23 protein-coding genes are annotated in these 25,828 nt (G+C 44.9%); all 23 read right to left on the reverse strand.

What is annotated here, in order from left to right:
- Positions 1-42 precede the first annotated feature (42 nt).
- Positions 43-3,969, reverse strand: a complete 3,927-nt coding sequence (locus NSQ66_RS28390; RefSeq protein WP_076099679.1) for an S-layer homology domain-containing protein — start codon at positions 3,967-3,969, stop codon at positions 43-45.
- Between the two features lie 160 nt (positions 3,970-4,129).
- Positions 4,130-5,257 carry an MraY family glycosyltransferase gene (locus NSQ66_RS28395; protein WP_036681523.1) on the reverse strand — a complete coding sequence of 376 codons (1,128 nt, stop codon included), beginning with the start codon at positions 5,255-5,257 and terminating at the stop codon, positions 4,130-4,132.
- A 116-nt stretch (positions 5,258-5,373) separates the two neighbouring features.
- A complete protein-coding gene (locus NSQ66_RS28400; protein WP_036681526.1) occupies positions 5,374-6,129 on the reverse strand; it encodes a WecB/TagA/CpsF family glycosyltransferase in 756 nt (251 codons plus the stop codon).
- 6 nt (positions 6,130-6,135) lie between these two features.
- On the reverse strand, positions 6,136-7,269 hold the full coding sequence (csaB, locus tag NSQ66_RS28405) for a polysaccharide pyruvyl transferase CsaB (protein ID WP_036681529.1): 1,134 nt from the start codon (positions 7,267-7,269) through the stop codon (positions 6,136-6,138).
- A complete protein-coding gene (locus tag NSQ66_RS28410; protein WP_036681532.1) occupies positions 7,245-9,281 on the reverse strand; it encodes a DUF5693 family protein in 2,037 nt (678 codons plus the stop codon). Before NSQ66_RS28410 ends, csaB begins: the two co-directional genes overlap by 25 nt.
- A 128-nt stretch (positions 9,282-9,409) precedes the next feature.
- Positions 9,410-11,131 carry a phospho-sugar mutase gene (locus NSQ66_RS28415; RefSeq protein ID WP_036681534.1) on the reverse strand — a complete coding sequence of 574 codons (1,722 nt, stop codon included), beginning with the start codon at positions 11,129-11,131 and terminating at the stop codon, positions 9,410-9,412.
- 42 nt (positions 11,132-11,173) lie between these two features.
- Positions 11,174-11,596, reverse strand: coding sequence for a 3-hydroxyacyl-ACP dehydratase FabZ (gene fabZ, locus NSQ66_RS28420; protein WP_036681536.1), 423 nt, complete (start codon positions 11,594-11,596; stop codon positions 11,174-11,176).
- Positions 11,597-11,859: 263 nt separating this feature from the next.
- Positions 11,860-12,084: a DNA-directed RNA polymerase subunit beta gene (locus NSQ66_RS28425; RefSeq protein WP_036681538.1), complete on the reverse strand. Its 225-nt coding sequence runs from the start codon at positions 12,082-12,084 to the stop codon at positions 11,860-11,862.
- 10 nt (positions 12,085-12,094) lie between these two features.
- Positions 12,095-12,916: a flagellar hook-basal body protein gene (locus NSQ66_RS28430; protein ID WP_038573632.1), complete on the reverse strand. Its 822-nt coding sequence runs from the start codon at positions 12,914-12,916 to the stop codon at positions 12,095-12,097.
- A 52-nt stretch (positions 12,917-12,968) separates the two neighbouring features.
- Positions 12,969-13,847, reverse strand: a complete 879-nt coding sequence (locus NSQ66_RS28435) for a flagellar hook-basal body protein (RefSeq protein WP_038573634.1) — start codon at positions 13,845-13,847, stop codon at positions 12,969-12,971.
- Between the two features lie 47 nt (positions 13,848-13,894).
- Complete coding sequence (locus NSQ66_RS28440; protein ID WP_036681546.1) at positions 13,895-14,893, reverse strand: rod shape-determining protein; 999 nt, start codon at positions 14,891-14,893, stop codon at positions 13,895-13,897.
- A gap of 129 nt (positions 14,894-15,022) precedes the next feature.
- On the reverse strand, positions 15,023-15,310 hold the full coding sequence (spoIIID, locus tag NSQ66_RS28445) for a sporulation transcriptional regulator SpoIIID (RefSeq protein WP_036681548.1): 288 nt from the start codon (positions 15,308-15,310) through the stop codon (positions 15,023-15,025).
- A gap of 272 nt (positions 15,311-15,582) precedes the next feature.
- Positions 15,583-16,326, reverse strand: a complete 744-nt coding sequence (locus tag NSQ66_RS28450) for a M23 family metallopeptidase (RefSeq protein WP_036681550.1) — start codon at positions 16,324-16,326, stop codon at positions 15,583-15,585.
- Between the two features lie 61 nt (positions 16,327-16,387).
- On the reverse strand, positions 16,388-17,530 hold the full coding sequence (gene spoIID, locus NSQ66_RS28455; protein WP_038573638.1) for a stage II sporulation protein D: 1,143 nt from the start codon (positions 17,528-17,530) through the stop codon (positions 16,388-16,390).
- A gap of 216 nt (positions 17,531-17,746) precedes the next feature.
- On the reverse strand, positions 17,747-19,123 hold the full coding sequence (gene murA / locus NSQ66_RS28460; protein WP_036681554.1) for a UDP-N-acetylglucosamine 1-carboxyvinyltransferase: 1,377 nt from the start codon (positions 19,121-19,123) through the stop codon (positions 17,747-17,749).
- A 199-nt stretch (positions 19,124-19,322) separates the two neighbouring features.
- Positions 19,323-19,580, reverse strand: a complete 258-nt coding sequence (locus NSQ66_RS28465) for a DUF1146 family protein (RefSeq protein ID WP_036681556.1) — start codon at positions 19,578-19,580, stop codon at positions 19,323-19,325.
- A gap of 196 nt (positions 19,581-19,776) precedes the next feature.
- Positions 19,777-20,193, reverse strand: coding sequence for a F0F1 ATP synthase subunit epsilon (locus NSQ66_RS28470; RefSeq protein WP_036681559.1), 417 nt, complete (start codon positions 20,191-20,193; stop codon positions 19,777-19,779).
- Positions 20,194-20,295: 102 nt separating this feature from the next.
- Positions 20,296-21,696 carry a F0F1 ATP synthase subunit beta gene (gene atpD / locus NSQ66_RS28475; protein ID WP_036681562.1) on the reverse strand — a complete coding sequence of 467 codons (1,401 nt, stop codon included), beginning with the start codon at positions 21,694-21,696 and terminating at the stop codon, positions 20,296-20,298.
- 239 nt (positions 21,697-21,935) lie between these two features.
- Entirely contained in the window at positions 21,936-22,805 is an 870-nt protein-coding gene (atpG, locus tag NSQ66_RS28480) for an ATP synthase F1 subunit gamma (RefSeq protein WP_036681564.1), read from the reverse strand.
- A gap of 150 nt (positions 22,806-22,955) precedes the next feature.
- Complete coding sequence (gene atpA, locus NSQ66_RS28485) at positions 22,956-24,467, reverse strand: F0F1 ATP synthase subunit alpha (protein WP_036681566.1); 1,512 nt, start codon at positions 24,465-24,467, stop codon at positions 22,956-22,958.
- Positions 24,468-24,478: 11 nt separating this feature from the next.
- The gene (locus tag NSQ66_RS28490) at positions 24,479-25,030 is read right to left on the reverse strand and encodes a F0F1 ATP synthase subunit delta (RefSeq protein ID WP_036681568.1); all 552 of its coding nucleotides are present in this window, start codon (positions 25,028-25,030) and stop codon (positions 24,479-24,481) included.
- A complete protein-coding gene (gene atpF / locus NSQ66_RS28495) occupies positions 25,027-25,515 on the reverse strand; it encodes a F0F1 ATP synthase subunit B (protein WP_036681571.1) in 489 nt (162 codons plus the stop codon). The genes NSQ66_RS28490 and atpF overlap by 4 nt, the downstream gene beginning before the upstream one ends.
- 97 nt (positions 25,516-25,612) lie before the next feature.
- Complete coding sequence (atpE, locus tag NSQ66_RS28500; protein ID WP_036681574.1) at positions 25,613-25,825, reverse strand: F0F1 ATP synthase subunit C; 213 nt, start codon at positions 25,823-25,825, stop codon at positions 25,613-25,615.
- Positions 25,826-25,828: the final 3 nt, after the last annotated feature.

The following is a 25,828-nucleotide window of genomic DNA, read 5'->3' on the forward strand; positions in this document are numbered from 1 at the left end:
CTACGAATACTTTTCGCAAGCCGGAGCACTTTTTTTTATTCTTTAGTTAAAGTTCTTAGGGAAGATGCTTGTACTCTTCTGTAAGAGTGCCACAGTAATCTTACCGGCCTCTGCTCTAGTCAACTTACCCTTCGGGTTAAAGTTATAGACGGGCTTCTTTTGGCCTGTAACGGTCACAGCGCTTCCTTCCATAATCTTAGCTTTAGATATAGCTTCAATTGCAGGACGTGAGTAGAAATCCATGTTACTTGTATCAACAAATGATTTGCTTAAGCTTGCTAGCAGTTTACTGTCATTCAAAGACATCTTGAGTTTCAACGCCCTAGCTATCATTACTGCGGCTTGTTCACGTGTTAAGGCTTGATCAGGCCCAAAGAAGCCATCACTGAGGCCTGTAACAATACCTGCCCTAGCAGCTGTCTCAATGTGTTTGAAATCCCATGTGGCCGCGACGGCTTCTGGCACAATATCAAAGAAGGTTTGTTTATTAGCATCATAGTTCAAAGGAATACTTAATGATTTCACCAACAATGTTGCAAATTCACCACGAGTGGTCAAATCATCGGCTCCGAATGCATCTGCTCGAAGATTAGTCATAAATCCTTTGGAATACAATCCATTCATTATATTTCTGCCCCATGGATGATTCGTAATATCAACAAAACCACGGCGCAGCTTCATAACAGTGTAATAACCAAATTCATCGAATGGAACGGTGATGGTATGTTTCTTCGTATCTACGACACCGCCCAAGTTCTCCCACTTACCTGAATCTGTATATCGGAATACTGTAATAGTCGATCCCACTTCATCCACTATGCTGGAGTTGAAAGTAAGCGTCAATTCACCACGTTGGGAAGGTACGATTTTTCTTGTTTGACTATACTGTGTAAAATATCCAGTCTTTCCACTGGCATCCACGAAATGTGGGGTAACCCCGTTAGTCTCAAGATTAACGCCATCATTTCCTAGACCCCCACTAAGCCAATAGATATCCGATACTCTCGAAAAGTTATTAGTAGAGACGGTTGATGTAAAGCGCAGAGCAAGATCCTGTGGAATCACAAGCTGCCCGCCCCCGCCTTCGGTTCTGTCGTCACTACCCGTTACATTGATAATGTTCCCGTAATCATTCTTACGTTCAACAACGCCATCAGCGGGATCCGCAATACCAAACAACAGTTTTGTATTAGGATAATATTTTGCAGCACCAGAGCTAGTATATCCCTTCATAATCGTACCTTTAGGGAAGTTCAATTCCAAGGTTTTATTAAAGACACTATACTTCGTAGCTACCTTCTCCGCCATATATTGTGTATCAATCTGCACAGCACTGGCATAATACACATTTATGGTATCGCTTATTGTGGAGTTAGCACGAACCACTTGTATCTTAATAGGATTCGATTTGTCTGCTTTTAAACCCACATAATCATAGGTGAAGCGATCTTGATTTGGCAAATCCGTACGTTTAATTGCTTCTTCTTTGCCAATTATTACTTTAGTGGCACCTTCAGCCTCAATATCAAAACGAACAAAGTTTTTGTTAACAACAATTTGCTCACCTACCGTCGCTACAGGTGACAGAAGACGATATGGAGCAACTTCCCGCACTACTTCAAGACGTTGTGTAGTTCTTGCTCCTGTTTTGTTAATAAGCTCTAGGGTATAAACTTGACTTCCTGGGGCATCAAATTTAATGTCACGTAATCTTAAAATAAAGTTTTTAGCACTGCCAATGTAGTCATAATACAGACCATTTGCAGCCACTTCATCAGGATAACGTTTAGGACCAATAGGTCCAGCGGATTCCGTACCGTCAATTAGCAGCTTATCTTGCCCCGTCGAAGTAAACACCAAAGTAGAGCCCTGATAAAGATTCAGCGTTGTAGCACCACTACCTTGTAGTACCAAGTCGAATTTATCTTTGTTTGTTGTATATTTTTCATCCTTATATACAATCTCAGCCGGCAATGCCAGCATGGCATTACGCTCGACTTCATTAGAAAGGGTTGTAGTTGTAAAAGGTAAACGATTATCCCCTAAAGTAGGATGGAATTGTTTTATCCCAGAAATGTTGGTATCAATGATGTAAATTTTAAGTTCTTTTTTGATAATACGTTGGTTACCAGCATTATCTCTTGAGACTCCAGTAAACACGATTTTATTCTCACCGTATACCAGTGGTCCCGTCTGACTGATTGTCACAGTGAAATTAAAAGTTGTTTTATTTACTGTTGAGTTTTTTTCTACTTCAAGCTTAAAAGGATTGCTAGATAATGAGTTACTGTCTGTACCGTTAATTTGCACTTGTGCATTTTCTATATTTTCGAACCCGATATATTCCCCAGCGACATTAAGTTTTTTTTCTACACTGGAATCGAATTCGTAGGTCTGACCATCTTGCAGATTACTTACATATATATAGTTTTTCGATACATATGAAATATCAGCATTATAGAAGGATTCTGATCCTTTATAACGGAATTGTACCTTTTGTTGACCATTAGAGAACCCTGATATTTTATAAATATATTCATTTGTTCCTGTGCCTGCAGTTACATAATCTATGGATAGTGGTTTATTACTCAAAGGCAAATAGTTTGCAGTTATATCTGCTGGGGTTGTTGATCTATTTGTCTTCGCCATTATATAGAAACTATCCGTCTCTAACTGTTGGCCATTCAAAGGCAATTTAGAGATATTGGTAAGATCACCTGAGCCTGTATATCCAGGAAGGTAGTACATTTCTGTTATAACAGTCTCATTTTTCAAAAATTTATATGAATAAAGATGAGAACTGCTGTGGCTGCCATAATCTACAGACAATTTAAAGTCATTTACACCCGCCAAGATTTCTAAATCAGCTGCAGTCTTAAATTTAACCAATTTATACGTTGGCGTAACGCCATCAGGACCAGGAATTGTTAATTCTTCTGTCACAGCACTAATCGTTACAACTTTTTCGGAACTATTACCTTTATTAAGAGTTAGCACAGCATTTGTTGCAAACGGAGCCACGTTATATGGAACTAAGATCTGTCCAGTAAAACCTGCAACACTTGGAGTCAAATCAGCAGTCAACGTAGGCACATTATCATTTAAGATATTATAGTCCGCATTGTCGTGGTTGATGTTCAAAGAAGCGTACGGTTGATCCTTATCAAAGAAATATACGGATCTGTCTATTGTTATTGAATCCGAAGCATTTTGAATAACAATCTTAAGCGTACTTAATCCCGGACTCAAGTTCAGCGCGGGGGTGAAAAATGTTCCGTCTTCCAATAGGGAAGTTTGTAATGCAGTTCCTCCATTCACGGAGACACTGACTTTAGTGGCATTCGTTACTTTACCTTGAAGAGTAACTGTAGATACTGGTACGACAACTTGTGTTCCTTCATTTAAATTAAGCGCAGAAGGACCACCCAAAACTTTTAATTCTGTTACATAGGGAACTTTATCATAAAGAACATAAAATGATTCTGAACGTTGGAGATTCCCTTGCATACCAGAAAAGGTCACCTTATTAAAACCTGTATACAAAACAAGACCAGATGCTACAAAACGGTTATCCGGGCTATTGGTATCTGTTGTTACCGCTCCCGTAGTCAGGTGAGTAGCATCTGTTACCCATTTATTAGATTGACTATCTTTTGTAAGCTGCTCTACAGTAACCTTCATCGTGGAAGATGTTACCTGAGAGTAGGTTCCTGTAATTGAAAAGGTAGGGCTACTTACTTTGTAAACACTAGAACGGTCAATAAGTCCCTCAGGATTAGGATTAGCTGTTGTTGCTACAACATCCTGTTTCAACAGAACAGTATTCCGTAATGTGAGATCATCCGGACTGAAGAAAGTCGTGGAGCTCGTGGTAGCCGCTGCCGCTATGGGCGTGTATTTACCTGGGAACATAGAAACGATCAAAGCCGCCAGCATCAGCCAAACGAACGGTCTCTTAAAGCGTTGCATGTGTTATATCTCTCCTTTGAGTATAAATTCTCGTAAACCTTCACTTTGTTCTTTATCGGTCATAGGAAGCGATATTTTTAGGGAAAACAACAAAAAACTCATCCGAAAAGGGATGAGTTTTGTTAGTTATAGAAAATATTAGAATAATACCATTAATAAATTAAGATTTGGAACCTCTTTCCGGATTAGCTTTCATACGAATTCTTAAAAAGAAATCAATCAACGGACGTTTAGTCTTACCGATCAAACCTGTAACTTCCGCACCGATCTGCAAGAAGAAGAGCATGATGCAGATGACTACAAAGGTAACCCAGTTCGCCTCGTAAAGAGCGGCAGAGGATTGAATAACAGCTAAAACTCCGAAAAATGCAGCAATACCATAAATAATGAGCACAGTCTGACGATGACTAAAGCCTAGCTCGCGAAGGCAATGATGCAAGTGACCTTTATCTGGTGCAAAGATTGGTTTCTTCTGCAGCTTACGGCGCACGATCGCAAAGAACGTGTCCGACAACGGTACACCAATAATAAGCAAAGGTGTAATAAACGAAACCACGGCAATCTGTTTAAACCCTAGCAAAGCAAGTAAAGCTAAGCAGAAGCCTAAGAACAGCGATCCCGTATCCCCCATAAAAATCTTGGCGGGATGGAAGTTGAAGAACAAGAATCCGATTATGCTACCCAGAAGCAACAGGCATAACATTGCAACCATCGTGTTACCCATCAAGAAAGCCATTACCGCAATCGTAGCAATCGCAATCCCTGATACACCAGCAGCAAGCCCGTCCAACCCGTCAATCAGGTTAACAGCATTGGTGACACCAACAATCCAGAAAATCGTAAGCGGGATAGCAATCCAGCTTTCCAATGAAGAATACGTATTGTTAAATGGAATATTCACAAAATCTACAGTAATACCAAAACCGAAAACTACAATACATGCTGCGACAATTTGGCCCAGCAGCTTCAACTTTGCTGATAATTCAAATCGGTCATCCAACCCTCCGATAAGTACAATCAGTCCGCCGCCACACAGCAGCGCTTTGATGAAGTTGGCCTCCCGCGGAGTGAACTCATATGGAATAATCGGCAATACGGCAAGCAGGCCTAACACAAACGCCAGAAAAATAGCTAATCCGCCAAGGCGGGGCATAATTTTCGTGTGCACTTTACGAGCATTCGGCACATCTGTCGCACCAATCTTAATGGCGAATTTTTTCACCAAAGGTGTGAGGCCAAGTGCGAGTCCCATGCATACGATAAATCCAGCGATGTATATGATTAACATTTGATCAGTCGACCCCCATTTCTCTACCGCATTGAATTATACGCTGTTACAAAAACAAATTCCAATCCCTTTTTTAGGCTATTCATCTGATTTTCTAGGTGAATATCGGCATTTGACTAGACTTTTGTTACTTTATCTTTCTCACGCACCACTTTTAATGCGAATTTCGGCAACGCAAGCATTCTTTTGTACCGCGTAGGCTCTTTTAATAAACGGTACAACCATTCAATTCTCATTTTTTGGAAAACTTTTGGCGCTCTCTTGCTCTTGCCAGAAATTACATCAAAGCTGCCGCCGACCCCCATCATGATCGGAACACCTAACTTGGATTTGTGTTTTGCAATCCATGGTTCCTGACTATCCGCGCCTCTGGCCACAAATAATAAGTCAGGATTGGTTTTAACAATTCCAGCAATAATTTCATCGTCCGATTCCGGACCAAAATAACCGTCATGATATCCTGCAATAATAACACGCGGATATTGCAATTGTAACCTTTCAGCGGTTTCCTGAATCACCTCAGGTGTAGAACCAAGGAGATATACCTTCCATCCATATCTTTCACCCTGTTGCATCAATTCATGTAACAGGTCAAACCCAGCTACCCGTTCGGTTACAGGCTCCTTACAATAATTAGCAGCCCATACCACACCGGTTCCATCTGGGACAACCAATTCAGCTGACTTCATTATCTCCATATAAGCTGGATCTTCCAAAGCAGCCATAACCATAATCGGATTAGCTGTAATCACTTGATGCGGGATACGGGTATGAACCGCCTCTGTCAAATAAGCAACAGTTGCTGCCATATCCACCTTGGAGACTCTAATCCCAAAAATAGGAACTGTAGGTACCGCGCTTTCTGCTTTCACTTTAGATCATCCTTTATGGTGGAAATATTCTACGATTTGCCGTGCTGGAGCCCCTGCTTCTTGAATCAACGAGGAGAGGATCGTCTCCCGCTCATTTCTCCATCCCTCTGTTGTTTCCAAAAGATGGCCTATCTCAGCAGCAACTTGTCCAGCATCTAATGATTGGGTCGTGCCCACAGGCTGACACCGAACTCTGTCTAGAAAATGATCAATTTTCGGATCATAAGAGATACCAATCAGCGGAACTCGCCGCCCTGCGGCATAAATCAGGCTATGAAGACGCATTCCGATCAGCACTTCACATTGCCCTACTTCCCGCAGCATGTGTTGCGGATGACTGGCATCTTCACAAATACTGACCTGCCCCCCATGCTGGCTTATATTTTCTTCCAGCTTCTCCATCACATAACGTGAGGCTTCAATATCCGATGGAAGATGAAACGGAAGGAATCTTAAATGCAATGGTTTCTCAAGATTCGCCTTAATCAAGCCTTGAGCAAGAGCGTCCAGCTCCTTGCGATCTTGTTCCCAATAACGTACCGAAATACCTACTACCGGAAGTGAATCTGAAGACTCTGGTAATTCAGCAGCATCAGTATCATCAGGTAAAGATAAGCCCATCACCGGGTCAGGAACAACCTCTATGTTCTTCTGTTCTAATCCCATAGAAAGTAAAAGCTCGCGGGATTGTTCATCCCGCACAGAGATATAGGTACATTTGCGAAACACTGATTTGATTAATGGGTGGAAAAGCTTACGATTCACAGGTCCGATTCCTTGAGCATAAATAAAGGTCGGTTTACCCATCCACTGCGCAAGCTTGATAATACCTAAATAGTAAGGAATACTCTTGCTTCCTGTTACATCTTGCAGCAAGCTACCTCCACCGCTGATCAGACCAGAACTCTCATAAATAGCTTGACGGACTTCAACCAGCTTCATCCGGTGCACAGATTTCACTCCATATGTGGCGCTAGTCCACTCAGGATCGATGGACAAGACAATGGGTTCGATCTCTATACCTGCAGCTTGAGAATGTTGTTGCAGTGCAATCAATATAGATTGCAGTACCGCCTCATCCCCGCTGTTATGGAAACCGTAATAACCGGAAATAACTATCTTTTTAGGAGTGGCGACCATCGTTTCCAACACCCTTCTGCAATTTGCCATACGATTACGGCAATCACACCAATGATCAGTCCTAATCCAAGACCGAGCAAGCCACGAATGAGCGAGATCAGAACTGGCGAGTGAATATGTGCAAAGGTATCCACCATGGAGAGCTGACCGATTACAGCAATAATCATGATAAACGCTGCATTCCGGTATCTAAAGGCCAAGAATGCACCAAGAATTAATAACGGATGCGCTAGCAAAAACTCTTTATTACGCGGTCGAACGCCAACCGTATTTTCCAAGAAGGTACGTAAAACCATTTCCAGCGGACTCACACTGCCACCGTTACCTGTACGGGTCATGTAATAATAGCCAACAACCGCCAAAACAAAGGCAATGATAATCATCGCAAATGTGATTGGTGTCCGCAGCAGCTTACCTGTCTTGTTAAAGACAAAATCCCCGCGATACAAAAGTACGTAAAGTGCCACAAGACCGATAGGCGCCATATGAAGCAGACTGACACCACGGAACTGGTTGAGAACCAGGCTATAAGTAACATTATTAAGCAGTGCTATCATAAACGGCACAGCGCTCAAAGAGATCAGTGAAGTCTTAAAATAAAGCACTAAGCTATGTGTAAACCGGCGTTGCGGGCTCATAGCCTTATAGGTAAGGGGATTGCTCCGTAGAGGTGGCCCCATTTCATTAACCTTACGAATGGCAAGCACAACGGCAAGCGTTGGTGCACTTATCGCAGCGGCAAGCGCGAGCGCTTGTTCAAACATTTCAGGCTTCACTAGCATCAGGCCTGCACTTCCAATCAGACCTAACACCCAGGCAGCAAGCGTGAGCTGTGGAATGAAGTAAGAGACCAGCAGAGCCACTAAAGACACTGCTCCAACCACCGCAACTAACTTAAAGTAACGTTGATAAGAGGAATCTACAACCTCAAATGCCGTAGCTTGTCCCAACTTAAATCCATTATCTTCAATCTGCTCAACAGCTCCGCCTGGTTCGCTTAGGCTGGTAATAAGATTATCTAATGTATCTGTTACCTGTGCCTTAGCAGTATTTCTTGCAGGAATCGTGTTTAAGTAGATCATGCGGATATTCCGATCCTTTGTTGCCAGAGCGAAACGGTCCGAAATCACTTTTGGATCTAAAGCAGAATCACCCTCACTAAGGGAATATAAACGCGTCACATTATAATCCAGCAAATAAGCGAGCCTGTTAAAGCCCTTTTGCTGTTTCTTAATATTCTCAATTGCTGCAATCCCCATTCCACGTTCCTTAAGGAGATTAGCAAAGTCAGTGATACTGCCAGTATCGGCATCATCATTAAACCCTTTAACAGACTCACCTTCAAATAGAATCCGTTTAACACCCAATTCCTCATAACGATCCAACAGCTTCTTTACCGTGGCTTCATTATAAGTCAGAGAATCCACAAGACGAGGTACAATACTGAATCCCTTGTTGTGCAGCATCTCCAATGTAAATGGATCGGGCTGGAGCGGCTTCAATGTAGCATCTTCTAGCGGGGTCTCAATGATAAGACCCTGCTGTCCGCGGAAACTCCAGTCTCTTGAATTAATCCCAAGATTACTAAATGCTTCTTTAATTACAGGCGCTAAAGTATCGCTGTAATCAGCACTGGTAAAAAGAATATAGGTATAGTTCTCATTTTCAGGAATGATCGTGTCCGTAAGATTAGCTATATCAGCCGCACCCCATATCATCAGACGACGCGCCTTACGATAATCTTCCAATGTGCTTTCGTAAATCGCCATACTCTGAACACCCGCGTCTTTAAGGCGATCTAACTGCTCGGAAATATAATCTTGTGGATTTGCACGATAGCTGGCTACATCAACCAGATCACGATAATCAAATACAAATTCTACTGTCTTGGAAGACTTCTCCGTCTGCAGTCGATCATAGACCACAGGCAAGGCTGCTATAACGCCAACCACAACTATGATCCACAGCCACTTTCGGGAAGTAATATTCCAACGTTGCCATTTTTGCCGCACCAAAAGTACCTCCTCTTTCGCTTTAAAAACTCTTTTAACAAAAGTAGAAACGGATCGTCATCCTTTTAGAGACGGTACCCGTTTCTACATAAAATATAATTCACAATATAGAAGGCACTCTATATTTATTATTGTCCCCCGTCAACGCGAGCCATAACCTGTTTCGACAGTGCAGCAACCTTATCCTTAGCATTCTGCAGGGAGTCACCCACTACTGCAAAATAAACCTTAATCTTAGGCTCTGTGCCGGAAGGGCGCAGGCAGAACCAAGATCCGTCAGCCAGCAAATACTTCAGTACATTTTCCTTCGGCAGTCCATTTAAGCCCAGAGAATAATCCTGAATTTCTGTTACGGCAGATCCAGCAATTTCTTGTGGTGCATTAGAACGCCAATCATTCATGATTCCTTGAATTTGCGCAACGCCATCTTTGCCTTTCAGCGTACGGGACTCCAAGCTTTCCAAGAAGTATCCGAACTGCTCGTACAATTCCTGAAGAACATCATATAATGTTTTGCCTTGAGCTTTATAATAAGCACCTGCTTCAGCGATAAGCATAGCAGCAAGAACAGCATCCTTATCACGAGCATAATTGCCTGCAAGATAACCATAGCTTTCTTCATATCCGAAAAGATATGTGTATTCTCCGGATTGTTCGAACTGCGTCATCTTTTCTCCAATATATTTGAAGCCAGTCAGCGTATTAAATACAGTTGCACCATAATGAGAAGCTACAGCAGCCCCCATTTCGCTAGTAACGATAGTCTTTACAACCGCACCATTGCGAGGCAGCTTTCCTTGTTCCTGCAAACGACTCAAATAGTAATGAATCATCAGTGCTCCGGATTGATTGCCGGACAGAACAACAAATTTACCTTCATTGTCGCGAACTACCGCACCCATACGGTCTGCATCAGGATCTGTACCAATCAAAAGGTCAGCATTCAACTCTTCGCCCAGCTTCATAGCCAGCGTAAAAGCTTCACGTTCCTCCGGGTTCGGAGATTTCACTGTAGAGAATTCAGAATCCGGCTGCTCTTGCTCAGGTACAACATGCACCTGGGTGAAGCCGATTTTCTCAAGTACACGGCGGACTGGCAAATTACCTGTACCATGCAGCGGAGTGTATACGATTTTGAAGTCTTTTCCAAGCGTAGAGGCAATCTCTTCACTTGCAAGACTGACCGCAGCAACAGTATCGGTAAACGCTTCGTCATCCTTCTCTCCTAGCCAGTGCAACAGTCCTTGAGCTTCAGCTTCTTCTTGCGAAATCCGCTTCACACCATCAAAAGTGTCAACCTCTAATATGTAAGAAATGACCTTTTCGGCTTCGTGTGGTACAAGCTGTCCGCCTTCCGAATTATAGACCTTATAACCATTGTATTCAGGAGGGTTATGGCTCGCGGTGATTACAATACCACCCGTTGCTTTCAAATAACGCACACTGAATGACAGCTGTGGTGTTGAACGAAGGGAAGTAAACAAATGCGCCTCGATACCATTAGCAGCCAGTACGAGAGCAGCCTCAAGTGTGAATTCAGGCGAGAAGCGGCGAGAGTCATGCGCGATAACAACCGAAGGTCTGCCTTCTCCAGTATGCTTTTCTAGAATATAATTAGCGAAGCCTTGTGTAGCTCTGCCAACAGTATAACGATTGATACGATTGCTGCCCGCACCAATAACCCCACGCAAGCCGCCTGTACCAAACTCTAAGTCTCTGTAAAAACGCTCTTCAAGCTCCTGTGGCTCATTCTCCAGAGCGCGAAGCTCTGCCTTTGTAGCCTCGTCAACAGAAGGGTCCTGCAACCAGCGGGATAATGTGTCTGCCGCTTTTGCACTTAATTGAGTCATATGAATCTCTCCTTTAGATATATTTATAAAAAAATAAAATATTTAGCTCAGAGCAAACATAATTTCTCCAGAGGCTACAACCTTACCTTCAACGGAAGCAGTAGCTTGTCCTTTTCCGATGCTGCCCTTAAGACGGGTGATCTCTACTTCAAGAGTAAGTGTATCGCCCGGTACCACTTGACCACGGAAACGGAATCCGTCCAGCCCAGCTAAAAAACCGATTCGGCCGCGATTAGCCTCTACTCCCAGGATAGCAACCGCACCCACTTGTGCAAGGGCTTCTGTAATCAGTACACCCGGCATTACCGGATAGCCCGGAAAGTGACCTACAAAGAACGGTTCATTGATCGTTACATTTTTGATTCCTACAGCTTTTTTGCCCATTTCAATCTCGATAATTTTGTCCACCAGCAGAAATGGAGGCCGATGGGGGATGATTTCTTGAATTTGGTTGATATCCAGCATTATGACAAAACTCCTTTCGGATGTTGCACATTTTCTTTTATTCTTTGCCGAAATGCATAAAATTAGGCAGGTTCGGTAAAAACTATATTTATCCTTCACCAACTGCAGAAGTGGAGGTTGAGATAAGGGGCTTTCTCCACCGGATGCGGCAGCATGGCGGAGAGGGCCCTTTTTGCTGCCCGAGGCCCCCCACCATTATACATTTTTCAGCATAAAAAAGAAAACTCCCTTGTATAACAAGGGAGTGGTTAAATCATCTTCATTTATGGAGCAAAAACCAAATCATATACATGTCTCCACGTGCTCCACTGCAGAGCATCGCTTAACTCTTTCTTACCCAGGACAACGTAACCGACGGCCAGGCCGCCTCCAAGTGCAGCTACGAGAAGCAAGGGAATAAGAACCCATTGTATCATGGTCCATTTGGAGATCCCTCGTGGAGAGGGTTCTTTCTTCTCTTCCGATTTAACTTTTTCCTGTCGATCCATTCCTTCACCTCTACGCGCGCATGTTATTGGCTAGACCAAACATCTGATCACTGGACGAAAGTGCCCGAGCTACGAGTTGATACGTGCGTTGAATCTGCATCATTTCTGTCATTTCTGAGGTCATATCGACATTCGACTGCTCCAGCCATCCTGAGCGCACTCCAATTCCAGATGCCTCGCCTGCCGCTCTTTGTACAAAAGCCTGCTGTGCTGTAACTCCATCTGCAAGCATATAGAAATTCCCGTCGACAGCCTTTAAGGCATTCTGTGTCTTAGGTTCTACTATCATTATAGTACCCGCTACCTGAACAGGTCCATTCTCCGTCTTTTTCGTTAACACACGACCGGATTCATCGATAGCAGCATTCACACCTACAGGAACCGTTAGAGGTTTGCCCTCTGTATTTAAAACGGAGTTTCCTGTGTTATCAACCAATACCATCATCTTGGCATCAGTCGTGTCAGGAATAAAGTGAAAATCACCCTGACGTGTGTACGCCGTAGTACCATTGACCTGAACACCAAAAAGCCCGTTGCCCTGAATGGCTAAGTCGGTCGGACTCCCTGTTTCTTTAAGGGGACCCTCTTCCCAATTCGTTGAGATCGAAGGCACATAAGTCCCAAAACCCATATTAAAGCCTAGGGGTGTAGAACGGCCCGGTTGGTCATAATCATCCGATTGCTGTTGTACACGAGTCAGCACGTCCTCAAAAGAGCCCTGCTTGCTCTTATAACCATTGGTATCCATGTTGGCTAGATTATCCGCTATAATATCAAGCCGCTGCTGAAGGCTCGACATGGAGACTGCTGCACTAATCGTTGAGTTGTTCATAGATCAAACCTCCTATAAGCTCTACCTGTAAAGCTCATTTCCTAAGCACTGCCTAAACCCTGCCAACTTCACTTACAGCCTTCTGCAAGCTGCCATCATAATATTGAACAATCTTCTGGTTCGCTTCATAAGCCCGATAGGCGGCATTCAAATCCACAGTAACCTGAGTAGGATCTACATTGGAGCTTTCCAAGTAACCTTGGCGTACTTGCATGTTATCTGTTCCGTTAGAGAAACGGATATCTGCCGCCTCTACATCATCAGCGTGAAATACACCATTACCGTCACGTACAAGCTCCTGTGGCTTTGTTACTACACTCACACCAAGCTTGGTCCCTGTCGGAAGTCCTGTTACTGGATTAAGCAAATTACCCTGCCCGTCCACTTTAAGGGTGTCCTGATTTCCTGTCAAGACAAGGGGCTTGCCTGTGGAATCAAGAACCTTGAAGCCACCACTGCTCAGTACCTCTCCTGTAGCCGCGTTTATTGAGAAGCTCCCATTTCGCGTATACAGATTATTCCCTTCAGCATCCTGTACAGTAAAGAAGGCCTGTGGACGATAAACAACCTCACCCTCAGGGCTTACATATTTGCCCGAACCATCAAAGGAGATATTTTGACCTGTCACAGGATCAGCTACTTGCAAATCCGTAGATAAAGCAAAATCCATGGTCTTGCCGCTCTCCCTTAAATCACCCTGTAAATATTGGGATATCGACTGTTCTGCAAAAACCCCAGTGTTAAGACGCCCCACTGGCTTGGTATTGCCATTACTCATAGCAGAGATCAATACATCCGGAAAAGCATGATTGACACTGTCAACCTGCTTGTACCCCGTTGTATTCAAGTTAGCGATGTTCTGTGTTGCCGTATCATGTCTACGCTGCTGTGTAACCATACCTGCAGCGGCTGTATATAATCCTCTTATCATGAAGGTAGTCCCCTTCCGAATCTTTTGCTACCTTTTATATCGGCTGCTTAGAACTTTTTCTTAACGACCTTGTCCAAATTATCCAGCATTATTCCTGTTCCCTTAACTACACAATGCATCGGGTCTTCCGCTATCCACACCGGAACATGTAATTCTTCCGAGAGGAGCTCGTCCAATCCATTAAGTAAAGCGCCACCACCAGTTAGAACAACACCCCGGTCAATAATATCTGCTGATAGCTCAGGCGGTGTACGTTCCAGAACAGACTTAGCAGCTGCCACAATAGAAGAAACCGGATCCCATAGTGCTTCTTTTACCTCGCCTGAAGTAATAGTGAGCGTCTGAGGGAGTCCACTTACCATATCACGACCACGAATATCCATTTCAGCCTGCATCAGGCCTGGACGCACGGTGCCAATTGTAACCTTAATATCCTCTGCCGTACGTTCGCCGATTAACAGCTTATACTTTTGTTTAATATATCTTAAAATGGCCTCATCGAACTTGTCTCCTGCGACTTTAATCGAAGAAGCGGTAACGACGTCGCCCATAGAAAGTACGGCTACATCCGTCGTTCCGCCACCGATATCGACGACCATGTTCCCACTAGGCTGATAAATATCCATTCCCGCTCCGATTGCAGCGGCTTTTGGCTCTTCCTCCATAAAAACTTCCTTAGCCCCGCTCCGCTCCGCCGCTTCCCGTATGGACTTCTGTTCCACAGATGTAATATTTGTAGGGGCGCAAATCAGAATACGGGGCCGTGCGTACCAGGACCGGCCGCCAACGCGGTCGATAAAATACTTAAGCATCATTTCTGTGATTTCAAAATCTGCAATGACACCATCCCGGAGAGGACGGATTGTTATAATATTTCCAGGTGTACGTCCAACCATGCGACGTGCCTGTTCTCCCACCGCAAGGACTCTCTTCGTATCACTTTCAAGTGTGACCACGGAAGGTTCATCCAGAACGACTCCCCTTCCCTTAACATGTATGAGCACATTGGCCGTGCCGAGGTCGATTCCGATATCCTTGCTAAACATAATGAAAGAGCCCCCAAAGTGTTATTTTAATTGAAAAAACAGCAGTTAGTACTAAATTTAAAAATACCATACTTTAGGGGAAGTACACAATGTATTAAAGCTGAATATTTCCTTAAATTTCCGAAAATCTCATGGCTTTGATGCTACAGCAACCTCACGTTTTTTCCCCGTCGATTTTTTATATTTGATTTTTGTGGCTTCTCCCCCCCGAAGATGTCGGATGGACTTGTGATATTCGAGAATGTGCTTCACCTGATCGGCCAGATCAGGGTTGATCTCTGGCAGACGCTCAGTTAAATCTTTATGCACCGTGCTCTTTGAAACGCCAAATTCCTTGGCTATGGTCCGGACCGTATGCCTGGTTTCCACGATGCAGCGTCCGATTTTGATCGTACGTTCCTTGATGTAATCGTGCACGCTCCCGCCTCCCAACTGTGGATAGTTTGGTACATTATATGAGGGGCGGGCTTATATATTCGCGCTTTCAAGACATGACAAGCTATGGAGGGCTCATTTTATTTAATGGACAACCTAATAACCCGTGTTATTAGCATGATGAAAAGCCGTCGCTGTACCTTTAGGTCAACAACCGTTTCCCGCGTAAACAAAAGGCTCATCACAAACATAACCTTAAAAATCCCTATATACACAAAAAAATAGGGGGCTTTCGCCCCCTGCTATAGAAATTTTTATCGCTGTGGCAGTAAATCCGATGGATTGACTACTTTGCCATCTTCGTACACTTCAAAGTGTACATGATTTCCAAGGTTCTTTTCGATCTCACTGCGACCAGCTGTGGCAAGAGTATCTCCCTGCTTCACTACATCGCCTTGTTTAACTTTTGTTTCACCAAGACTTTGGTATACAGTCTTCAAATTACCTTGATGGGTAATTTCAATCACTTTACCTAATACCGCAACATCTTCCACTCTGGTCACTTCACCGCTGAGCGCTGCTTTGACATCGAACGTATTGTTGTCTTCACGGGCAATATCGATTCCGACATTAGGAATAAATTTGTCGTTATATTGCACCATAGCGGCAACGTGATTGTCCTCTGTACCATTCTCATCATAATACGGCTTAACTACTTCTACTTCACCTGGATTAGCTACTGGCCAAGTCATACTTTCCGTTGAAGCAACAACTTCAAGTGCATCTGGACCTCCGGTTGTTGTACCAGCTTCATTAGCGGAAGTTCCTACTTGCTGCGAAGTGGCGGCAGTGTCCTGGTTGAGCGGCTTTTGGCCGGCATCCTGATAGACCCACACCAAGGTTAGTATAATTGCCGCTGCCGCCGTGTAGACTGCTGGGAATACCCAACGTTTAGATACCAGTCTGTTCCATGAAGAAGGTTTTGCACCAGGTAAATCTCCCTGAGTTTTTTTGAGAGATTCATCTTGGTTTGTTTTGTTTTTGTCTTGTTCATTCATATGGTTATCACCTCAGTAACCAGTGTTACCGGGCTTTTCTCTTTTATACGTATCTTTCAAGTTATTTTTTCAGAAGAGTTGAGATTTGTGTAAATGAGATACCACTATAATAGTGTTTGAGAATTTGGGTAGCTGTTCCACCCTCTTTGGCCATCCCATTTGCCCCCCACTGACTCATCCCTACCCCATGCCCATTTCCGAAGGTCGTGATCAAGATCTTATTCCCCTTACGGCTCCAACTGAATTGGCTGGATCGTAGGCCTAGCTTCTCCCTCACTTCACGTCCAGTAAATATAGAGCCTCCAATAGAGATCTCTTTAATCCGATGTCCAGTGGTAAGAGACAACACTTCCATAGGTAATCTCGAAGATGATGAAATCTTCGTTGTAGTTCCTGAATTGGTAGTTTCTTTGGAGGCTGGAATGACTTTATCGTTCAGACCCAATCTAGTAAGTATTTCAGAAACAGTAAAAGTGTTAGTCACCGCATAGTTTGGGGTAATCTCTTTCTCCCAAGGACTCGTCACACTGCGCAGATAGGGAATCGCTGCATTCCAATACTCTTCTGAGTTCTCAGTATATCCTCCACTGGAGGCGAAAAAGGAGGCCGTTATCGGCTGCCCTTTATAAGTCATAATCACTCCGCGCGTCTCAAGGACCGCGCGCTGCAGCTTTGCGAGGTCGGCGCTTCTTCCGCCGAGCTTCCATTGCCGTTCCAGCGTGTCCTTAGATATGTAAGCCTGATGGCTTACCGTATCGGTTACATCCGCCTCCGGAACGGGTACGCCGCTTCTGTCGCCAGCCACCAGGCGGCGCATGATAAAGGTGCGGGCCGCTACGGCCTGCGCTTTGAGCGCTTCAAGCTCAAAGTCGGCCGGCATCTCGGCCGCTAGCACGCCGCGGACGTAGTCCTCCAGCGGCAATGTCTCTATTTGTCCGCTGTGCGACAAATAGACAGAGACGTTCGGCTGCGGCGCTTCCTGCGCAGCCGTCTCCGGCGCCGCCGGAGGGGCCGTGACCGCCGGCACGGCCACAGGCGCCGGTTGTCCCCGGTGTAGCGGGACAACCGCCAGCGGAATCAGCAGCGCCGCCAGGAAAGGCGCTGCGAGCCAGGCGACGGGAATGAGTCGCCTGCGCCGGGGAGCAAGGGGACGCGAATGCCAGCGCGTTGTCTTGTTTCTTCGCAAGTAGCGGAAATCTTTCATCTCTATGGCTCCTTCCGTGAATCACTGGTGATTCTTATAGATATGAAATTACAGCAACTGCTAGAACACAATTTGAGAGAAAGAGAGTTCCTGTCCTCAATCTATTACTAGACCGCAGGCTATTAAATTGCGCACAAAAAAATCCCCATCAGATGAGGATTCCATAAAAAAAGACCAAGCTGCAATCTGCAGCCTGGTCTCTCTTAATGAGTGATATTATACCCAAGTTGGTTGAACCTGAAAGCGTGGTTTAACCTCTTCGGTTTTAGTCGATTCACTCTTGGATACTTCCGGTTTAAGAACTTCATCCTTCACGGTTTGCGCTGAAGTATCCTCCATGGAAATGCGCCAAATTTCCGCACCCAGTCCGGACAACTTCTCAGCCAAATGAACATACCCGCGGTCAATATGATGAGTTCCGCTTACTTCAGTAGTGCCTTCAGCAACCAGACCTGCCAAAATAAGCGCAGCTCCCGCACGCAGATCCGTAGCACAAACCTTAGCTCCGACCAATTGTGCATTACCTGTAACGATCGCCGAGCGACCTTCGATCTTAATCTCAGCGTTCATATTGTGGAATTCATCCACATGCATAAACCGGTTCTCAAATACGGTTTCTGTAACGACACTGGTACCTTCAGAACGCAGCAATAATGCCATCATTTGCGACTGCATATCCGTAGGAAAACCTGGATACGGCAAAGTCTTCAAATCAACAGCTTTGAGAGGCTTGTCACTGATTACACGAATACCGTTCTCGTCGGGAATAATGGTTACACCCATTTCTTCCATCTTAGCAATAACAGGACCTAAGTGATCTGCAATTGCGCCTTCCACATATACATCGCCACCGGTAATTGCTGCAGCCGCCATGTACGTACCTGCTTCGATACGGTCAGGGATTACATGATGTTTGACCCCATGCAGACGTTCTACCCCTTCAATACGAATAACGCCTGTTCCCGCACCACGCACGATAGCGCCCATACCATTCAAGTAATTAGCTAGGTCTACAATCTCAGGCTCCTTAGCCGCATTCTCGATAACGGTCACGCCTTCAGCTAGTGTAGCTGCCATCATTATATTTTCGGTCGCACCTACGCTTGCTACATCCAAATACACTTTGGCACCGCGCAGGCGTCCGTTGCTTTTCGCTTCAATGTAGCCCTGGCCGAGACTAATCTCCGCACCCAGTGCTTCAAACCCTTTCAAATGCTGATCAATCGGTCGTGTACCAATGGCACAGCCGCCTGGCAGGGAAATTCTTGTCTGACCAAGTCTAGATAACAGTGGGCCCATGACTAAAAAAGACGCCCGCATTTTTCGAACCCATTCATAAGGTGCTTCACAGGAAGTGATGTTTGTAGCATCCACCTGGATAATATCGTTCTGATATGTAACCCCTGCACCCAGAGATTCCAACATTTTTGATATCGTCATCACATCATCAAGCGGAGGTGCGTCTACAATGACGCTTACTCCTTCTTCTGCCAATAGAGAGGCGGCTATGATCGGTAATACGGAATTTTTTGCGCCGCTAACTTTCACGCTCCCGGTCAATCTGTTGCCACCGCGGACGATAAATTTGCTCATTTTCGGTTTCCCTCCGCGTCCATTATTTCTTAAATTATTTTTTTAGATTAAAGTAATTGCAAAAAAGTTCTCTACTCCATCAATACGCCCATTTACTCGGGCATGTTCCTTAAAGTTCAGTGTTGACATAATAAAACCTTATTATTCGACACCTTTTGACCACTGCGACCTAAGACACTTATAACCAAACTACATCCCCTTAAAACATATATCGGATCATCCCACTCCAGCTCAGGTAATCCAGGAAGAACCCCGCTACAAAACGACCAAGTACAATGGCCAACAGCAAGTGCAGCAGCCTTCCCTGAGGACTCTTGGGATATCTTATGACCAAATCGAGCTTAAGGTTCTGCAATGCCCACCAAGATAATACAACACTGAGCAAAGATACAATCATTGAGACCATACTGCTGGTTCCAACTGCACTAGACAACCCACCCGACAATATATCCTCCATGCTAACCCTCCGTGTTCGTATTACTCGGAAATCGACTCTTATATCATACTTGTGAAGGGCAAAAGAATCCAGTACTTTTACAAATTTTTAAACAATTCAGCGCCATTATCCAAAATAATGAAGAAATTTTAACCTTTTTCAATAGATTACTATAATAAAAAAGCAGTCAAACCCATAAGGCTTGACTGCTTTTTTCCTACTGTTGTCCTTTTCCAGTGGACACTTTAATCCGTGTAACAGCGCGTTGCAGCGCCAATTCCGCACGGCGGTGATCGATATCATCTTGTTTGCTCCGAGTCTGGAGACGGCGCTGAGCCCGTTCTCTAGCCGCTTCGGCGCGCTCAACATCGATATCTGTTGGCAGCTCGGCACTTTCAGCCAGCACAGTTACTTTGTCCTTATGCACTTCAACGAATCCGCCATGAACGGCGATGGAGATCGTAACACCGTCCGATTTGACGGATAACGGAGCAACCTGAAGTGGAGTCACAAGCGGAATGTGTCCCGGCAAAATACCCAACTCGCCTTCGACCCCTCTTACAATCAAGCTATTCACTTGCTTGGAGTAAACGAGATGCTCCGGCGTGACAATTTCCAACAAAAAGGTATTCACTTCCATTCCTCCTTAAAGCTTTACATAGTAAAGCTCGCTTCGAAAGCATGCACTAAGCTTTACGAAGTAAAGCTTGCATCGAAAGCATTAGCTAAGCTCAGGTTACATCGATTTCGCTTTTTCTACTGCTTCTTCAATCGTACCTACAAATAGGAAAGCTGCTTCTGGAAGATCATCATGCTTACCATCCAGGATTTCCTTAAAGCTGCGTACAGTTTCTTTGATTGGTACATATTTACCCTTAAAGCCAGTGAACTGTTCAGCCACGTGGAACGGCTGCGACAGGAAGCGTTCAACTTTACGAGCACGAGCTACGATAACCTTATCATCCTCACTCAATTCATCCATACCCAAGATGGCAATAATGTCTTGAAGCTCGGTATAACGTTGCAACAATTGTTTAACACCTTGTGCTACGTTGTAATGTTCTTCGCCAACAATTTCTGGAGCTAGCAAACGCGAGCTGGAAGCCAGTGGATCAACCGCTGGGAAAATCCCCTTCTCGGAAATTTTACGCTCAAGGTTAGTTGTTGCATCCAAGTGAGCAAACGCTGTAGCCGGAGCAGGGTCAGTGTAGTCATCCGCCGGTACGTAGATTGCTTGAATCGATGTAACGGAACCTTTTTTAGTCGATGTGATACGCTCTTGCAGCTGGCCCATTTCAGTAGCCAAAGTCGGCTGATAACCAACCGCGGATGGCATACGGCCGAGAAGAGCGGATACTTCGGAACCCGCTTGGGTAAAGCGGAATATATTATCGATAAAGAGCAGCGTATCGCGGCCTTCCACATCACGGAAATATTCCGCCATGGTCAAACCGGTCAAAGCTACACGAAGACGTGCACCTGGAGGCTCGTTCATTTGTCCGAAGACCATTGCTGTCTTCTTAATAACGCCGGAATCCGTCATTTCGTGATAAAGGTCATTACCTTCACGAGTACGTTCACCGACACCTGCGAATACGGAAATACCACCGTGCTCTTGGGCAATGTTATTAATCAATTCTTGGATTGTTACTGTTTTACCTACGCCGGCACCGCCGAAGAGGCCGACTTTACCACCCTTAGCATAAGGTGCGAGCAAGTCGATAACTTTAATACCTGTTTCCAGGATTTCCGCTTGTGTTGACAATTCGTCAAATGTTGGTGCGAGACGGTGAATCGGGTTCTTTTTCTCAGCAAGAACTTCACCAGCGTTATCAATTGGATTACCAAGTACGTTAAATACACGGCCTAATGTCGCTTCCCCTACAGGAACCGAAATTGGACCTCCTTGATCGATCGCATCCAGTCCACGAACCAGACCATCAGTAGAAGACATCGCGATACAACGTACCAGATTGTCTCCCAAGTGATTGGAAACCTCAAGTGTTAGGTTAAGCTGACGACCATTGTCCAAGACGGTTTCAATTTTGATAGCGTTGAAAATCTCGGGCAACTGGCCGCGTTCAAATTCAATATCGACAACCGGACCCATAATGCTTACAACGCGTCCTTTGTTCATCTTCTTTTCCCTCCTCGAAAGCTGTTACATCAAGAAGAAACGACGTTGTCGTCATATAAAGATGACAACCGTTTCTCGTAGAAATATAAGCATTTCGTATAGTGTAAAACCTATACTTTCTTATATTGTAAGAAGAACTTACAGTGCCGTTCTTAAGGAACTATGTACCCTAAGCAAGCGGCACTGTTTCTCGTAAAATACAAGACAAGTTAAGCACTCGGTTTAACTTTTCTTGTATTTTAAGACTGCGCGTTCGCTCCGGCCACGATCTCGGTAATTTCCTGCGTAATTGCCGCCTGACGGGCACGGTTGTACGTAAGGGTAAGTTCTCCGATCATTTTCGACGCGTTCTTCGTTGCACTGCCCATAGCTGTCATTTTCGCACCCAGCTCACTGGCCTTGCCATCCAGAATTGCGCTATAAATCAAAGTTTCAGCGTACTTTGGAAGCAATACTTCTAGCACGCCTTCCGGTGAAGGTTCATATTCGTAGTTTGCAGAAGCTTCATGATGCTCTTGATTCCCTACTCCATCCATAGGCAACAGTCGCTCAACGGTTGGGATCTGGGTGATAGCATTGACGAATTGATTGTAACAAACATACAACTCATCATACGTACCATCTACAAACTGCTGTACTGCCGAATTCGCGATAGACTTGATGTCAGCAAACTTCGGCGCATCCGAAAGCTCAGTAACTTCCTGTACAATCGGATATTCACGGCGACGTAGAAAGTCACGGCCCTTACGACCAATAACAAACAATGCGTACTCATCTTTGGACTTATGCTTCTCCGCGATGAGCATCGTCACCTTACGCAAAATATTAGCGTTGTAACCACCTGCAAGCCCTCTATCAGAGGTAACGATTAGATAACCAGTCTTCTTCACAGGGCGGCTAACCAGCATAGGGTGTTGAACACCTTCTGTGCCAGCAGCAATGCTCGATACAACCTCTTTTAGCTTCTCAGCATAAGGACGGGCGGCAATTGCCTTCTCCTGAGCTTTTCTCAGCTTGGATGCGGCTACCATTTCCATCGCTTTTGTGATCTGTCTTGTGTTTTGAACACTCTTAATTTGACGTTTAATATCACGCATGCTTCTTGCCATGATTTCACCACCTTAAAGCTTTGACGGAGTCAAAGCTAACTTCGTAAGCATCATCTTAGCTTTGACGGAGTCAAAGCTACTTCATAAGCACAGCCTGAGCTTCGGCAGAGCCAAAGCTCACTTAGTAAAATCCGTTAAAGTCTATCTATATTAGCTAGTAGCGAAACCTCTTTTAAAGGTATCAATCGCTGCTTTTAGAGCGGCTTCGTTATCAGCTGTCAAATCTTTTGTATCCCTGATGGATTGAGCTACATCAGCAGCACTGCTATCCATGTAAGCAAGGAATTCCTTTTCAAAACGTTTTACGTCTTTAACTGGAATATCATCCAAATATCCTTTTACAGCTGTGTACAAGCTAAGCACTTGATGCTCAACAGACAACGGCTGATTCACACCTTGTTTCAGAACTTCCATCATACGTGCCCCGCGATTCAGACGGGCAAGTGTAGATTTATCAAGATCTGAGCCGAACTGTGAGAAGGCTTGAAGTTCGCGATATTGGGCAAGATCCAAACGGAGCGAGCCGGCTACCTTCTTCATCGCTTTGATTTGAGCGGAGCCCCCTACACGGGAAACGGAGATACCGACGTTGATCGCCGGACGTTGACCAGAGTAGAACAGATCGGATTCAAGGAAGATTTGACCATCTGTAATCGAGATTACGTTCGTAGGAATGTAAGCTGATACGTCCGATGCTTGTGTTTCGATAAATGGAAGTGCGGTTAATGAACCACCACCAAGCTCATCACTAAGCTTAGCTGCACGCTCCAAAAGACGGGAGTGCAAGTAGAATACGTCACCTGGGAATGCTTCACGACCCGGTGGACGACGAAGCAGCAAGGACAATTCGCGATAAGCCGAAGCTTGTTTCGAAAGGTCATCGTAAATGATCAGTACGTGCTCGCCCTTGTACATGAAGTATTCGCCCATTGCGCAGCCTGCGTATGGAGCAATATACAACAATGGGGACGGCTCGGAAGCCGATGCAGTTACAACGATTGTATATTCCAAAGCGCCATGACGGCGAAGAGTTTCTACAACCTGTGCTACTGTGGATTGCTTTTGACCAATGGCAACATAAATACATTTCATGCCGTTGCCTTTTTGGTTGATAATCGCGTCAATTGCGATTGCAGTCTTACCTGTTTGACGGTCACCAATGATAAGTTCGCGTTGTCCACGACCGATTGGTACCATCGCATCAATGGCTTTAAGACCTGTTTGCATCGGTTCATGTACCGATTTACGATCGATAACACCTGGTGCATTATTTTCTACAGGACGGAATTCAGTTGTAGCAATTGGGCCTTTGCCGTCAAGCGGCATACCAAGTGCGTTAACTACACGGCCGAGCAGAGCTTCACCAACAGGAACTTGCATAATTTGTCCTGTACGTTTTACTTGATCGCCTTCACGAATTTCCTTGTACTCACCCAGAATAACAACACCGACGTTGCTTTCTTCCAGATTGAGCGCCATGCCCACTACTCCGTTGGAGAACTCTAGCAATTCGCCTGCCATTGCGTTTTCCAGACCGTAGACACGGGCGATACCGTCGCCGACTTGAATGACGGTGCCGACTTCGGCAACTTCGATATCGGCTTTATATTCCTCAATTTGACTTTTGATCAAAGTGCTGATCTCTTCAGGTCTGATGCCCAATATCCTCACCCCTATCTTCTATGCTTATCATTAAAGGATTTCTCGAGACGCTCCAATTTGTTAGACAGACTGCCGTCATACAGCTTATCGCCGATATAAACTTTCAGTCCTCCCAACAGGCTTGGGTCCACCACATTCGTAATCCGGATTTTACGGTTTACGAGTTGGCCGAATTCTGCAGCTACAGCTGCTTTTTCTTCTTCACTTAAAGAATAAACAGAGTATACCTTAGCATCACCAATGCCAAGAGCGTCTCCTTCAATCTTGATATACGTATCCAGCAGATCGGCAAAAATATCGGTTCTGCCTCGCTCTACTAACAATTCTACAATGTTCATCACGATGGGAGAGAGCTTATCTTGAAGCGCTGTGCGCAGCACTTTCAGCTTGTCGGACTCCGAGATGCGCGGTGCAAGAATAAACCGCTTTATCTCTTGGTCGGAATGTAATAACCCAACCACTGCCTTGAGCTCTTCTTCTACTTCAAGGGTAATCCCTTTCTCTACCGCTGCACTGTACAATGCTCTAGCGTAGCGCTTGGCAACTACCGTATCGCGGCTCATGATTGGCCTCCTACCTCTTTGAGGTATTGGTTCACAAGTTGCTCCTGCTCGCCGCTAGCACTAACTTCTTTCTTAAGAAGTTTGGAAGCAATACGAACAGATGCCGTTCCAATTTCGCTGCGCAACTCTTCCACTGCTTTGTTCTTTTCGTTCTCGATATCGCGCACAGCCTCTTCTTTGACACGTGCTGCATCTGCTTTGGCTTGTGCCAAAGTTTGTTCTACCTGTAGATTGCTTGTGATTTGCGATTGTTGAATAATCTGTTGAGCTTCCTGGCGTGCACTGTTCAGCGCTTGCTTCTGCTCTTCCACATACGCGACCGCTTGTTCTCTAGTCTTCGCAGCTTCGTCCATTTGCTGCATTACCAGCTCACGGCGCTTCTCCATAACTGCAAAAAGTTTGCTGAACGCATACTTGCTAAGCAAGAAATATAAAATCCCAAAGGCGACAATTGAAAATACTATGTTTGTCCAAACAATATCCACTGAGGTCACTCCCTTCCGTTACCGCGTCATGCGGACGTATACAAAAGTAAGGCGCGGATGGCATCGGCCGTCCCCGCCAAACCGTAACTACGGTTTATTAAGTAAACATAATCAGGAATGCGATAACTGTTGCTGCCAACGGAATAACTTCGACGATACCTACACCAATAAACATTGTTGTTTGCAAAGCATTTTTCGCTTCTGGTTGACGAGCGATGGACTCAACTGTTCTACTAACGATCATACCGTTACCAAGACCTGCGCCAAGTGCACCCAATCCAACCGCTATTGCTGCTGCTAAAAATTCCATTTG

Source organism: Paenibacillus sp. FSL H3-0329 (assembly GCF_037963285.1).
Classification (GTDB): domain Bacteria; phylum Bacillota; class Bacilli; order Paenibacillales; family Paenibacillaceae; genus Paenibacillus_AQ; species Paenibacillus_AQ odorifer.